The 14,613-nt window shown below is 40.0% G+C and carries 11 protein-coding genes and 1 pseudogene; 10 read left to right on the forward strand and 2 right to left on the reverse strand.

The features are described from left to right. Positions 1–27: 27 nt before the first annotated feature. The 8 genes from BG00_RS08465 to purF all read left to right on the forward strand — a co-directional run bounded on the left by BG00_RS08465 (position 28) and on the right by purF (position 11,557). The gene (locus tag BG00_RS08465) at positions 28–1,044 is read left to right on the forward strand and encodes an aspartate-semialdehyde dehydrogenase (RefSeq protein WP_013465468.1); all 1,017 of its coding nucleotides are present in this window, start codon (positions 28–30) and stop codon (positions 1,042–1,044) included. A gap of 351 nt (positions 1,045–1,395) precedes the next feature. Then, positions 1,396–5,271: a FimV/HubP family polar landmark protein gene (locus tag BG00_RS08470; protein WP_036981889.1), complete on the forward strand. Its 3,876-nt coding sequence runs from the start codon at positions 1,396–1,398 to the stop codon at positions 5,269–5,271. Positions 5,272–5,440: 169 nt separating this feature from the next. Next, complete coding sequence (gene truA / locus BG00_RS08475) at positions 5,441–6,235, forward strand: tRNA pseudouridine(38-40) synthase TruA (protein ID WP_036981890.1); 795 nt, start codon at positions 5,441–5,443, stop codon at positions 6,233–6,235. Between the two features lie 176 nt (positions 6,236–6,411). After that, a complete protein-coding gene (gene accD / locus BG00_RS08480; protein WP_013465465.1) occupies positions 6,412–7,287 on the forward strand; it encodes an acetyl-CoA carboxylase, carboxyltransferase subunit beta in 876 nt (291 codons plus the stop codon). 25 nt (positions 7,288–7,312) lie between these two features. Further along, positions 7,313–8,578 carry a bifunctional tetrahydrofolate synthase/dihydrofolate synthase gene (gene folC / locus BG00_RS08485; RefSeq protein WP_036981891.1) on the forward strand — a complete coding sequence of 422 codons (1,266 nt, stop codon included), beginning with the start codon at positions 7,313–7,315 and terminating at the stop codon, positions 8,576–8,578. 11 nt (positions 8,579–8,589) lie between these two features. Next, positions 8,590–9,216 carry an SPOR domain-containing protein gene (locus BG00_RS08490; RefSeq protein ID WP_036981892.1) on the forward strand — a complete coding sequence of 209 codons (627 nt, stop codon included), beginning with the start codon at positions 8,590–8,592 and terminating at the stop codon, positions 9,214–9,216. A 301-nt stretch (positions 9,217–9,517) separates the two neighbouring features. Continuing rightward, the gene (locus tag BG00_RS08495; RefSeq protein ID WP_008111063.1) at positions 9,518–10,012 is read left to right on the forward strand and encodes a CvpA family protein; all 495 of its coding nucleotides are present in this window, start codon (positions 9,518–9,520) and stop codon (positions 10,010–10,012) included. An 18-nt stretch (positions 10,013–10,030) separates the two neighbouring features. After that, positions 10,031–11,557 carry an amidophosphoribosyltransferase gene (gene purF, locus BG00_RS08500; protein WP_013465461.1) on the forward strand — a complete coding sequence of 509 codons (1,527 nt, stop codon included), beginning with the start codon at positions 10,031–10,033 and terminating at the stop codon, positions 11,555–11,557. Positions 11,558–11,644: 87 nt separating this feature from the next. Here purF and BG00_RS08505 read toward each other — a convergent pair whose 3' ends face one another. Beyond that, complete coding sequence (locus BG00_RS08505; RefSeq protein WP_036981893.1) at positions 11,645–12,244, reverse strand: Yip1 family protein; 600 nt, start codon at positions 12,242–12,244, stop codon at positions 11,645–11,647. 199 nt (positions 12,245–12,443) lie between these two features. Here BG00_RS08505 and miaE point away from each other — a divergent pair, with 199 nt between their 5' ends. Beyond that, the gene (gene miaE / locus BG00_RS08510; protein ID WP_036981894.1) at positions 12,444–13,214 is read left to right on the forward strand and encodes a tRNA isopentenyl-2-thiomethyl-A-37 hydroxylase MiaE; all 771 of its coding nucleotides are present in this window, start codon (positions 12,444–12,446) and stop codon (positions 13,212–13,214) included. Positions 13,215–13,457: 243 nt separating this feature from the next. Here miaE and tnpA read toward each other — a convergent pair. After that, a pseudogene (tnpA, locus tag BG00_RS18540) lies at positions 13,458–13,852 on the reverse strand (IS200/IS605 family transposase). Between the two features lie 38 nt (positions 13,853–13,890). On the opposite strand from tnpA, the gene BG00_RS08520 reads away from it, so the two are divergent. Further along, on the forward strand, positions 13,891–14,613 hold a 723-nt coding region (locus BG00_RS08520), incomplete at its 3' end, for an RNA-guided endonuclease InsQ/TnpB family protein (RefSeq protein ID WP_253861362.1).

Consider the following 14,613-nt stretch of genomic DNA (forward strand, 5'->3'; position numbering starts at 1 on the left):
TTTAATCGTGCTTACAGAGGATGAAATATGTCGCAAAAATATAACGTTGCCGTACTCGGCGCTACAGGCCTTGTAGGTCGTCAAATCATTGAAACTTTGGAAGATCGTAAATTTCCGGTCGATCAGCTGTTTTTATTAGCAAGCAGCCGCAGTGCTGGCGAAGATATAAAGTTTCGTGGTGAGACCATAGAAGTACGTGATGTTGAAGGCTTTGACTTTAGCCAAGCGCATATCGGTTTATTTTCTGCTGGTGGCAGTGTATCTGAAAAATATGCCCCTATTGCCGCAGACGCTGGCTGTATCGTTATTGATAACACATCGCACTTTAGAAATGACTTTGAAGTGCCGCTTATTGTGCCAGAAGTAAATGCATCGAGCTTAGCCGATTTTAGAAATCGCAATATTATTGCCAACCCTAATTGTTCAACCATTCAAATGATGCTTGCGCTTAAGCCTATTTATGATGCATACGGCATTGATCGTATTAACGTTTCAACTTACCAAGCGGTGTCGGGAGCGGGTAAAGAGGCAGTTGATGAACTGGCTAAACAAACTGCAAATTTAATGAATGCACGCCCAATGGAAAACGAAATATTTCCTAAGCAAATTGCGTTTAATGTGATACCGCAAATCGATAGCTTTGAAGATAACGGCTATACGCGCGAAGAAATGAAAATGGTAAACGAAACGCATAAAATTTTAGGCGATACAACCATTGCGGTAAACCCGACTTGTGTTCGCGTCCCTGTATTTTTTGGTCATTCTGAGTCAATTAATATTGAAACGCGTATGCCTTATGATTTTGAGCATGTAAAGCAACTCTTGAGTGATGCGCCAGGTGTTGAGCTAATTGATGATGCTGGCGACTACCCAACGGCTGTATCAGACGCCAGTGGTAATGATACTGTTTATATCGGCCGTTTACGTGCTGATATTTCACACCCACATGGATTAAATATGTGGGTAGTAAGTGATAATACCCGTAAAGGGGCTGCAACCAATAGTGTACAAATAGCAGAAGAACTGATTGCTAATTATATGTAATTAGCCTGAAAATAGTGATGATTTCAATAAACGGCAAACCACAGTGGTTTGCCGTTTTTTTATGCTTTAACCGCCATTTTTTTGCCACTTATTAACTGAGAGAGTGTAAACATCTTGATAAACAACATAAAAACATTTTTATCATGATGTTTAAGGTATTTATTTTCAATGCGTTGCGATGGATATTATGGCTTAACTGGTTTATAGTTTGTAACTGGAATAGAGCTTGCAATAAAAATAGATTGTAATAAAAATGTGCGTTGGCCACGTGGCTAACAACGGCAAGAATAATCAATGTTTAAGCGCCAATTTTAAAGCGCTGCGTTAACATTTAAACATTAAAGGATCAGCATGCGCGGTTTCGTTTCACTTATTATATTAGCGTCTGCACTGATGGTAACGACTGTTTACTCTCAAGACAGTACCCAATTAAGAGGGCCTAAAGGCGCAGATTATGGCGCGCAGAGTCGCTCTATTGGGCCAATAAAACCAACCGATACACTTTGGCGTATTGCCGTTAAAGTTCGCCCAGATAACTCAGTCAGCATTTATCAAGTAATGCAGGCCTTGTATAACAAAAACCCCAACTCATTTTTAGAACAAAACTTAAATCACATGCAAAGTGGTTCGTATTTAAAAATACCTACTTTGGCAGAAATTAGACGAGTAAACCCGCAATTAGCTAAGCAACGTTCTGAGCAAGACGATGAACTGTGGGAAAAAAAGAAAAATGGGACACTCACTCAAGCAGAGATCAATTCAGCACAAACACAAGTAACCCAAGCCCGCAAAGCAGACGTTGATGAAGCCAAAAAAGAATTACAACAAGAATTAAAAGCGATTAAATCAGATCAAGGTAATAAATTAGTTGAGCTTCAGCAGCAGTTTAAAAGTTCGGTTAGTAACGTAGAAGAGATTTTAGTTGAAAACAACAATCTTAAAAAACAGCTGACAGGTATTTCAAACGAGTTAGAAAAAGTTCGTTTACAACTAAGCCAAGATAGTGAAATTCAACAACAGTTAAAAGAATTAATCGTTAAGCAAAACGAGATTATTGCGCAGCAAAAATTAAAAGATGCAGAGCAAGAGAATGAATTTAGCTTTGCTGCATTACTCTCGAATCCTTTGGTACTCATTTTATTAATGACCATTCCAGCGTTGTTGATTATTTTTGCTGTAGTTATGTGGCTGCGTAAGCGTGGTAATAACCAAGAGCCTGAGAGTAACAATGATGAATTTATACCACAAGCGCCTGCTTATACTGACCCTCTAGATGAAATGCCAGAACCCACGCTTGACGAAGCGCCTGCTCCCGATCCACTTGATGATTTAAGTGTGCAGTTAGATGAGAACATGGATGACGTATTACTTGATGAAGTGGAGTTTAATGATGATCTCGATGATGACAGTTTATTAGATCAAGATGAGTTAGAAAGCTTACTTAATGATGATGTTGTTTTTGAAGATGAAAATACTGAGAGCGATGAACTTGATGTTTTCATGCAACAAGATTTTGATAGCCCTGATGAAGATGACACGGGCGATGCAATTAATCTTGACGAATCGGATGATATTTTAAGTGCGGATGATTTAGATAGCCTGCTTGATGAAGAAGATGACGATGCTCTGCCAGATGAACCTAAAGGTGAATCGAATGATGATATGGCTGCACTCAGTGAAGAGCTCGCCGAAGAGGGCGAAGACTTCGACATTGATGATTTACTCGATGAAAATAACGAGCAGGCAACTGACACATCAGCAGACGATGACGAATTTAATATTGACGATTTACTCGATGCAGAGCAACCCGCTACTGCACAGAGTGAAGAAACCGATATTGACAGCTTAGTTGATGAAGATGGCGAATTTGATATTGACGATTTACTCGATGCAGAGCAACCCGCTAATGTAGAGAGTAAAGACGCGGATATTGACAGCTTAGTTGATGAAGACGATGAAGTTAATATTGACGATTTACTCGATGCAGAGCAATCGGCTACTGAAGCTCAAAGTGAAGAGCCTGATATCGATAGCCTAGTTGACGATGAAGTTGATATTGATGAATTGCTCGATGCTGAACAACCAACTACTGAAGCTCAAAGTGAAGAGCCTGATATCGATAGCCTAGTTGATGAAGACGATGAATTTGATATTGATGATTTACTCGATGTAGAGCAACCCGCTACTGAAGAGAGTGAAGAAACCGATATTGACAGCTTAGTTGATGAAAATGACGAATTTGATATTGACGATTTACTCGATGCAGAGCAACCCGCTAATGTAGAGAGTAAAGACGCGGATATTGACAGCTTAGTTGATGAAAATGACGAATTTGATATTGACGATTTACTCGATGCAGAGCAACCCGCTAATGTAGAGAGTAAAGACGCGGATATCGACAGCTTAGTTGATGAAGACGATGAAGTTGATATTGATGAATTGCTCGATGCTGAACAACCAACTACTGAAGCTCAAACTGAAGAGCCAGATATTGACAGCTTAATTGATGAAGACGAAGTAGATATTGGCGATGTACTAGATACAGAGCAACCTGAAAGTGATGTTCATGATTCTGAAATAGATCATGCATTAGCGGACTCAATTGAAGATTTAACTGACGCGCAAGAAGAGTTAAATAGTGAAGATGTAGAATCTATCGCTTCATCTTTTGCTGAGCCCGAGCCAGAAACTGAAGCAGAGCAAGAAATTGCAGCAGAGCCTGAACTTGATGTTGAATCAGAAGATGATTTTACTGATACGTCATCTAATTTACTCGATCTAGAAGACGCGCTTGATGAGTACAACGATGAAAATCTCGATAGCGCTGATGAGCTACTGAGCGAGTTAGAACAAACAAGTGATGATTATGTAGAGGCACCTGATTGGTCAGTTGATGGCTTAGATGAGCAATCTGAATCAGAAACAGAGCCAGAACTTGAAGCAGCGCCTGATGTTGGATCAGAAGATGATTTAACCGATACGTCTTCAACCTTACTCGACCCAGAAGATGCGCCTGACGAATACGATGATGAAAACTTCAAAAGTGTTGATGATCTTTTAAGTGAGCTTGAGGTAACAGGCGATGAGGATGAACAAGTACCTGATTGGTCAATGGATGACTTAGACGATGATCTTGATGAAGAGGAAATTGATTTAGGCGATGATCCGCTTGCTGGCGATATCCAAAGCAACGATTTATCGTCAGAAGACGATGAGCTATATGAGCCTGAAATAATCACCCCAAGTGAAGAACTTGGGGAGTATCCTGAGTTAGAGCTGGATAATGAACTGCCTTTATCTGATGAGGAACAACAATCACTAACCCCAGAAGAGCTACAAGGTGATAATTTAGATGGTGATGCCACAGGCATGTCACCCAGCCAAGCAGAGCAAGATCTTGCTAATGCTCTATCAGCAGGTAACGACCTCGATAGTTTAGAAGATGAGTTTGATGATGAGCTGTTACTTAACAATGAGTTTTCAGAGTTAGATATAGAGCAAGCTTTAGGTAATGATATTTCAGAGTCTGCAGATCTGACTGAACAAGCTGCAGATGAGCAAGTTGTTAGCTCTAATGATGATTTTGACGATGATCAATTTGATGCGTTAACAGAGTCAGCTGAATTTACCGATCAGCAAACAAATGCTGATCGTGAAGCTGATTTAACGCAAACGTCAGTACCGTCAGAATCAGAAATGATTTCAGATGATGAACTAGATGATGAGTTCATGGCTGATTTAACACAAACAGATTTTGATTCATTACTGAATGAGTTGGCTGAACCTGATGATGTTGATTTAAGCGACAGCAGTGAATTCAATGTTGATTTTAATAGCTTACTTAATGAAGATTTAGCTGATAAAGCACCATCGTTGCAAGAGCTCATTGAGCAACCTGAGGTTACTGAGCCATTAGATCAAGATGACTTTGTTGATATAGATGCATTACTTGAGCAAAGTGATGATGCGGATATAGATCACGAGCCCTACACCGACGTTGATATGGATGTTGGTTTGGGTGACTACGATTCATTACTTGCTGGTGATAACCCTATGGATGTCGATACTCAAAGCGGTGGTTACTCGGCAAAGCTTGATCTTGCTCACGCATATATAGAGATAGATGATGCTGACTCGGCAGTTAAAATCTTAGATGAGATTATTAATAATGGCCCAGACGATGTGCAAGAAGAAGCACAAAATCTAAAAGCTAAGCTGAAAAACTAACAATAGCTAATCCTGAAAAGGATATCTGAGCTGTAAAACCCGTTATTGGCTAACACTAATAACGGGTTTTTTGTATCGCATAGTTAGGAACCTTAGTTCGCTGCTTTTATTGGAACGCCATATAGCATAAAATGCAGCGTCGATTAGCACAGTAGGTAAAGCAGTAATTATGCGAGTAGCACTTGGAGTAGAATACAATGGCGCACGTTACAGTGGTTGGCAGCGTCAATCACACGTAAATAGTGTACAACAAGAAGTAGAAAAAGCGTTGTCGCGCATTTGTAATCATCCAGTTGAAATTGTATGTGCAGGGCGTACCGATGCCGGTGTACATGGCACTGGACAAGTAGTGCATTTTGATACACATGCTGAACGTGAAATGGTGGCCTTTACATTAGGCATGAACACCTTATTACCCAAAGATATTGCTATTCGTTTTGCACAACCTGTGGCGGAAGACTTTCATGCCCGCTTTAGTGCAACTGCTCGTCGTTATCGTTATGTTATTTACAATTATGCGTTTCGTGGTGCGGTATTAAATGAAGGTGTTACACATTTTCATCACCCATTAGATGAAATGAAAATGCAGCAGGCGTGTCAATATTTACTAGGTGAGCATGACTTTACCTCGTTTAGAGCGCTGCACTGCCAAGCTAATACGGCAACGCGAACGATTCATCATTTATCGGTACAGCGCCAAGGTGCTTATGTCATTATTGATATTAAAGCTAATGCGTTTTTACACCATATGGTACGTAATATTACGGGTTGTTTAATGGATATTGGCTTACATAAACATGAACCAATTTGGTTAAAAGAGCTGCTAGATGTTAAAGAGCGAGCTAAAGCGAGCGCTACAGCAAAAGCAGCAGGTTTATATTTAGTGGATGTTGATTATCCAGAACATTTTAATATCCCTAGAACGCCGCTAGGACCATTGTTTTTAGCCGATAGTGATATTTGATAAGTAACGAGGTGCGTATATTTTGAGGCTAAATTTATACGCTGTTATTCGTATTGCTAACTACTAAGACCAGTTTTTTATACCGTGACAGCGTAATTCATGTTTTAATTGGAAAAATTTGTTTGCATGGTTAACATGTAGACTCGCGACACAGAACAGCATTAAGAGAGTTGCAAATGAGTTGGCTAGAAAAAATCTTACCAAAAACGACTAAGTCTTCAGGTCGTAAAGAAATTCCAGAAGGTGTATGGGCTAAATGTACGTCATGTGATTCAATTTTATATAAAGCAGAATTAGAAAAATCACTGAACGTATGCCCTAAATGCGATCATCATATGCGTGTTAGTGGTCGTAAACGTCTTGAACAGTTTTTAGATGAAGGCGATCGTCACGAGTTAGGTGCCCAACACGAACCTAAAGATGTGCTTAAATTTAGAGACTCAAAAAAATACTCAGATCGTATCAATGCAGCTCAAAAGTCAAGCGGTGAAAAAGACGCGCTTGTCGCAATGAAAGGGAACCTAAAAGGTATTCCGGTTGCTGCTGTTGCATTTGAATTCTCATTTATGGGTGGCTCAATGGCATCGGTAGTGGGTGCCCGTTTTGTTGACGCGGTTGACCAATGTTTAGAGCATAATATGCCGCTGATTTGTTTTTCTGCATCGGGCGGTGCACGTATGCAAGAAGCCCTTATGTCACTTATGCAAATGGCTAAAACCAGTGCGGCACTGGCTAAAATGACTGAAAAAGGCCTACCGTTTATTTCGGTAATGACAGATCCAACAATGGGTGGTGTATCAGCATCATTGGCAATGCTTGGTGATATTAACGTTGCAGAGCCTAAAGCTTTGATTGGTTTTGCCGGTCCGCGTGTTATTGAACAAACTGTTCGCGAAACGCTACCAGAGGGTTTCCAACGCAGTGAATTCTTGTTAGAACATGGCGCAATCGACATGATTATAGACCGTCGAGAAATGCGCGATACGCTAGCACGTATCTTAGCAAAATTTATGAACTTGCCTTCTACGGAACAAGAGCATAGAGTAGCGTAAATTTCAGCTTTACTGATTACATGCTATGACAAAAACAATTCCTAGCCAATCATCAAGCCTTGATGATTGGCTTTGTTATTTAGAAAGTGTTCACCCTGCAAATATAGAGATGGGACTTGAACGCGTCGCTGCTGTTGCAAACAACATTGGCTTATTAAACACTTCCAGCAAAATTATTCTTATTGGCGGCACAAACGGCAAAGGCACAACTGCGCGCTGTTTAGAATCGTTATTACTTGCGCAAGGTTACAGCGTAGGTACGTATGCCTCTCCGCATTTAATTCGATACAACGAGCGAGTGCGCGTTAATGGCGCAGAGCTTGATGATCAATACCATGTCGATGCGTTTAATTTATTAGAACAAGGTCGTGGTGACACCCCACTGACTTATTTTGAATATGGCACCTTAGGCGCGTTAGCAATATTCAAGCGTTTAGAGGTTGATTACGTGCTGTTAGAGGTAGGTTTAGGCGGGCGTTTTGACGCGACCAATATTGTTACCCCCTATGCCAGCATCATTACCACGATTGACTTAGATCATAAAGAATACTTAGGTGACACGCGTGAATTAGTTGCTTATGACAAAGCGGGTATTTTTCGAGAGAGTACTCCTGCAATTATTGGGGACTTAAATATTCCACATACAATGACCGATTATGGTAAAGAAATTAACGCTAATATGGTGTTATCTGGCAGCGACTTTATTTTTAAAGAGCACGCGCAGAGTTTTAGTTGGCAATTTAAAGAGCATAATCTTGAGTTACCTAAACCAGCAATTCCATGTCAAAACGTAGCCACGGCACTAACCGCACTATCGGTATTAAACTTATTACCGAGCGATGAGGTGATTACTCAGTGTTTAGTGAACTTAGTCGTTGAGGGACGTTTTCAACAACTAAGTGCAGAGCCATTAGTGTATACCGATGTGGCACATAACCCTGAATCAGCTCGCTATTTAGCGACTAAATTAGCAAGCTATAAAGATAAAGGCTTTAAAATTCATGCATTAGCCGCTATGCTTGCTGATAAAGATAAGGTCGGTGTGCTTAAAGAAGTTAGTGATGTAGTAGATGAATGGTCGTTTGCGAGCTTAGAGGGCCCACGCGGCGATAGCGCTGCTAATCTACATCAGGCACTTTTAAGTATTCCTAATAGTTATTTTAAACAGGGTTATAATAGCGTAGAGGCAGCATTGGATACTATCTTGCCAAACCAGCCAAGTAACACACTATTAATTGTATTTGGTTCATTTTTTACCGTGGCTGGCGCTATTCATTACTTTAAAAAATAGAGAGGATGTCGGTGAACTCAGGTTTTATTAATCGCTTAGTCGGTACAAGTATTGTGGTGATCGCAGCAATTGTGTTTATTCCCAATATACTCGATGGTGAAAAAGCGCACTATAAAGAAGGCTTTAAAGCGATTCCAGAACGCTCTGAGTTCAAAACCATTGATTTACAAGAATCAATTGATCAGCAAGTGGCAAATACAGAACCATTAAAAGAGGATGAAATTGAAGATATTCAGCCTGATGATGCTGCATTTGAGCAACAAAACAGCTCTGCTGAAACTGACGTTACTGCACAGCCAGCAATGGTTGAAGCGGTCATAGCCGATACAAAGCAAGGCACAGTAACTACCGGGCAAAATAACGCTACGCGTAATACTAATGAAAACTTAACAAGTATGGCGTATGTCATTCAGCTTGGTAGTTTTTCTCATGCGGCAAATGTAAAAGCGTTGCAGGCAAAGCTAAAAACGAAAGGTTTTAAAAGCTTTACTAGGCCAATTAAAACGCCAAATGGTACTTTAACTAAAGTATTTGTAGGACCGTCATTAAATAAAAATGAGCTGCAGTCTCAACTTCCCGCGCTGAAAGAGCTAACTAAACTAAACGGTAAAGTTACTCAATTTGAAGTGACCAAATAAATTCAATAAAAGGAAGTGTGTTTATCGCAAGATATTACACACTTACCTCGTCTTATTTTATACGTTTAACTAGACCTTTATCCCATTTTAGCTCGCTACCATTACTTATCAATGCCCACACAAAAATAGCAAAATAGATGCGCTATAAACAAAATGTTTGTTGTTTTTATAACGGTGAATCTGCGCTATTTTTAATCTAATAATGGTGTGTGTTTACTCACCTGTAATCTCACGCTTAAACTTGCATCACAAGGAGGTTTAGGTATAGAATGCGCCCAAAATTAGCGACTAATTGGTTCTTATGATCTGGGTTGATTACGCCATTATTGGCATTATTGCACTCTCTACCATCATCGGTTTAATACGCGGCTTTGTTAAAGAAGCTATGTCATTAGCGGTATGGGCAGGGGCTTTCATCATCTCCAGCTTATTTTATCAATATTTAGCTTCCTTCCTAACATCCATTTCTGAACCCCTTTTAAGAAATGCGGCGGCCATTGCCATATTATTCTTTGCGACGCTATTGTTAGGCGGTTTACTAAACTATATTTTAGGTGAGCTTGTACAGCGAACCGGATTATCCGGCACAGACCGTGTTTTTGGTGTGGTGTTTGGTGCTCTTCGAGGCGTGTTGGTCGTGAGCGCGTTACTCTTCTTTCTTGATGCTTTTACTGGTGCGCCTAATACGCATTGGTGGGGCAACTCCATTTTGATTCCAGAATTTGGCTTTGTAGTTGAATGGTTCTTTTCGTACCTAGAAAACAACTCGAGCTTTTTAAATTCAGTAAACCGTTAATCGGCGAGGATAAATTACATGTGTGGTATCGTTGGAATAGTCGGAACATCGCCAGTTAATCAGGCGATTTATGATGGCTTAACCGTTTTGCAACACCGTGGCCAAGATGCTGCGGGTATCATAACTATTGAGAACAATACATTTAGCTTGCGCAAAGCAAATGGCCTAGTGAAAGATGTATTTCACACTCGTCATATGAAACGTTTGCAAGGCAACATTGGCATTGGCCATGTGCGCTACCCAACGGCGGGTTCTTCAAGCTCGTCAGAGGCTCAGCCGTTTTATGTAAACTCTCCATTTGGTATAGCGCTTGCGCATAATGGTAACTTAACCAATGCCGAGTCGTTAAAAGAGCAGTTATTTTCAGAGGCACGTCGCCATGTTAATACGACTTCTGATTCTGAAATTTTACTTAACATCATGGCGCATGAGCTAAGTAAATCAGACAAACTAAAATTAGACCCTGAAGACATTTTCACCGCGGTTACTGAAGTCAACAATAAAGTAAGTGGCGGTTATGCCACTATCGCCATGATTATCGGTCATGGTATTGTGGCGTTTCGCGATCCAAACGGTATTCGTCCATTGGTGTTTGGTAAACGTGAATCAGCAAACGGCACTGAATACATGTTTGCCTCAGAAAGCGTAGCATTAAAGCCTGACGGTTTTGAATTTGTTCGTGACGTTGCCCCAGGCGAAGCTATCTATGTTACTGAAAATGGAGAGTTTCACTCTTTAAGCTGTGCAGATAAAGTGTCTTACTCACCGTGTATTTTTGAATTTGTTTATTTTGCGCGACCGGATTCAACCATTGACCGTATGTCAGTGTATGCAGCGCGTGTAAATATGGGGACTAAGTTAGGTGAAAAAGTAGCGCGTGAATGGGCAGACAAAGACATTGATGTGGTTATTCCTATTCCTGAAACCTCGTGTGATATTGCATTAGAAATGGCACGCGTGCTTGACTTACCGTATCGCCAAGGCTTTGTTAAAAACCGCTATATTGGCCGTACGTTCATTATGCCAGGTCAAGAGCTACGTAAAAAATCAGTTCGCCAAAAACTCAATGCGATTGACCGTGAGTTTAAAGGTAAAAATGTCCTACTTGTTGATGACTCAATTGTACGTGGTACCACCTCAGCACAAATTGTAGAGATGGCACGCGAGTCAGGCGCTAAAAATGTTTACTTTGCATCAGCAGCACCTGAAATACGCTTTCCAAATGTATACGGTATAGATATGCCATCTGCGGCAGAACTTATTGCACACGGCCGTGAAGTAGAAGATATTAACCAAAGCATTAGCTCTGATGGTTTAATCTTTCAATCGTTAAGCGATTTAATTGCTGCCGTTAGCCAAGAAAACCCAGAGATCACTAAGTTTGAAACATCAGTGTTTGACGGACAATACATTACTGGCGACATTGATCAAGATTACTTAAACCGTATAGATAAGCTGCGCAACGATTCAGCTAAAAGCATCCGTGAAAACGCGATGTCATCTGGTTTAGAAATACATAATCAAGATGAAAACGAATCTGATTAATAATGTAATGTTAGCCTGATAGTATTTTAAGGCTAATAAAAAAAGGAGCTTAACAGCTCCTTTTTTGCGTCTATGATAAAGGAATATTTAAGTAAACATGGGGCTGATAATACCGTTGGTCCATAGCATAGCGGTAAGTGCTAATATAATAACCAGTAAAATTAATCCACAGGTAACAACAGAGCTTGCATAAATAAAGCCGCGCTCCTGCGGAATGTGCATCAAAATTGGCACGCCGGTGTACAGTAAATAAACTGAGTAGGCCAGGGCCACTAATCCAACACACACCACAAACCACAGCTCAGGCCAAAAAGCAGCCAATGCTGACATAAATACCGGTGTAGCGGTATAAGCTGCCAGCTCAATTGTTTGGGTAAAAGTCGGTTTAGCACCAAAAGTAACCGCCATCCAATGGGCTAAATAGGCCAGCGCAAATACACCGCCAATTAAAGCGAAATACATGGCTGCGGCAATCATCAGTGCGCTTTCATGGGTTAAAAATACTGGATTACCTGTACCTATACTCCAGCCTAAGTAAACCGATGAGTAGTACCCCATTGCTGAGGGAAATAAAGCGATAAGCAAAATATGCGATAAGCTATAGGTTAAGCTTTCGTGACGGTTATCAATTGTTTGCCATTCTTCGAGTGGGTGGGCGTATAAGCCCCATAGGTGATTTAGTATCATTGCGTGCTCTCCATAAAAGGATATATTACTGTTTGGTTATAATTGGTTTGTTTTTATACAGTCCATTTAGTTATGGTTCAGTAAGTATACAAAGTCAAGTTATCCACATGCTTGCAATAAGAGCGAGTGTTTATTTTATTCAGCGTAATATTTCATGTTAAAATGCCATAATCGCAATTTTTAGCAATGAGTAGTCAGCGTGCCACATAGCCAGCTTTTAGAACCAATTAACAATTTTTTATTATGCAGTACTCCCGATGAGTGGGTTGAACAAGCAATCAAAAAAGAAAACTTACCCATCATATTAATTGATCACTTAATATGTGAATTAAAAGCGGCGCAAAGTGCCATGTTTTTAATTCGTAAGTATGCGGTAGATAAAGACAGCAGTGATGCACTGCTTGAATGGCTTAAACCGTTTGAAACGCTTATTTATAAACGTGAGGGAAATTGGCGTGATTTAGCGGCTAAAAATAAACTCACTAAATCCATTATCCCTAAATCTAACTCGCCTTATGGCCAAGATTTAATTGATAAAATGGTAATGCTGATTAAAGAAGAGCTGCATCATTTCTATCAAGTCCTCGAAATTATGGATGAATACGGTGTTGAATATAAAAGTATAACGCCATGTCGTTATGCCAAAGGCATGCTACGCAATGTTAAAACGTTTGAGCCTAATGCCTTAGTTGATAAGCTTATTGTAGGTGCTTACATAGAAGCTCGCTCGTGTGAACGTTTTGCCAAGCTTGCCCCGCATGTAGATAAACGCTTAGGGGATTTTTATATTTCATTGCTGCGCTCTGAGGCACGTCATTACCAAGATTATTTAACCCTTGCTCAAGACATTGCTGATTTTGATATTACCGAGCGGGTAAAAGAATTTGCTGAAATAGAATCACAGTTAATTTTATCTGATGACGAAGACTTTAAGTTTCACAGTGGAACACCGTTAAGTAAAAGTGCTTAGTATACTTGAGTGCTACAAATGCGTTATGTTGTTGTAGCACATACTTTAGTATCAAAATTATTTTTAAATTAGACACTTCCAAAACTCTCTCCTAATATTTAAGCAAGTCGAATTTTGAGTTATCAACGATCTATATTGCTTTGTAATTCATTTTAATAAATGGGCCATACCTTATTTATCGAAATTTTCCGAGAAAACCCATTGTTCGACGCGAAGCGTCGTCGATGGGATGAATCGGAATAGTTAGCCCTGCTCTTGAATGTATTTTCGAATTGTATCAGCAGCCGCATTTCCAACAGAGCAAACAAAATATCCGTCAGACCAAACTGTCTTTTTAACCCAGAATTGCTTTTAAACCATTTAAATCTCGACCATAGACTTTGCGTTGTAGATTGTTTAATTCTCCTAACGTAACTCGCAACGCTGATATTGGGAGAAATCGTTAGCAATATGTCTATATGATCTTTGTCCACCTCCATCTCTTCGATATTAAATTCTGAGCGCTCTGCAATTTCAGTGATTTTTTGTTTTACAAAATCACCTACATCACCTTTTAACAATTGTTTTCTATATTTAGCTACAAGTATTAAATATAGCGCTATTAAATATTTACAGTGAGACTTAGTTTCATATTCCATCTTGACAACTCATTTCCATACAGTAGTCTATACAGTATATGAAAAAGACGCTTAGATACAACTACAGGCTAAATCCTACGCCAGAGCAAGAAGCTAAACTCGTTGAGTTTGGCGCGACAGCGCGTGGCATTTGGAACTTATTGTTGTCTGAGAACATGCGTCGATACGAGCACGATAAAACGTTTTTGTTTTACAAAGACATGGCCTCACTACTTAAAGATATCAAGACGTTCGAAGAGTTTAACTGGATCAAAGCGTTCGATTCTGCGGCAGCTCAACAAGTTGCCCGCGACCTGGAATTAGCGCTCAAGAATGCTTTTACTAAAGGTCGCTTGCAACGCTTTCCAAAGCACAAGATCTCATATAAAAAGAAAAAACTTCACAACGATAGTTTTCGAGCGGTCAATAACTCGAACTGTATCCGCATTGAAAATGGTGCTATCAGTATCCCAAAGGTAGGCAAGATACCCATTATCTTGCATCGCAAACTAGCAAGTAAAATCAAGACTGTAACTATCCAGTATCACCACGGAAAATGGGGATGCAGCATCACTCAAGAAGTTGAGTGCAAAACAGCTAAACAAGTTTTAAAAACAATCACAGGTTTTGACATTAACTCAAAGCAAACTGTTGTTGGCTCAGATGGTTTTGTGGTCGATAACCCCAAGTTTTTAAAGCAGTCAAAAACAAAGTTAAATCAATTGCAACGCCAGCTTGCACGCCGAACTAAAGGTTCAAATCGCTGGCAAAAAACCAAACAA

This window comes from Pseudoalteromonas sp. SCSIO_11900 (assembly GCF_000576475.1).
GTDB classification, from domain to species: domain Bacteria; phylum Pseudomonadota; class Gammaproteobacteria; order Enterobacterales; family Alteromonadaceae; genus Pseudoalteromonas; species Pseudoalteromonas tetraodonis.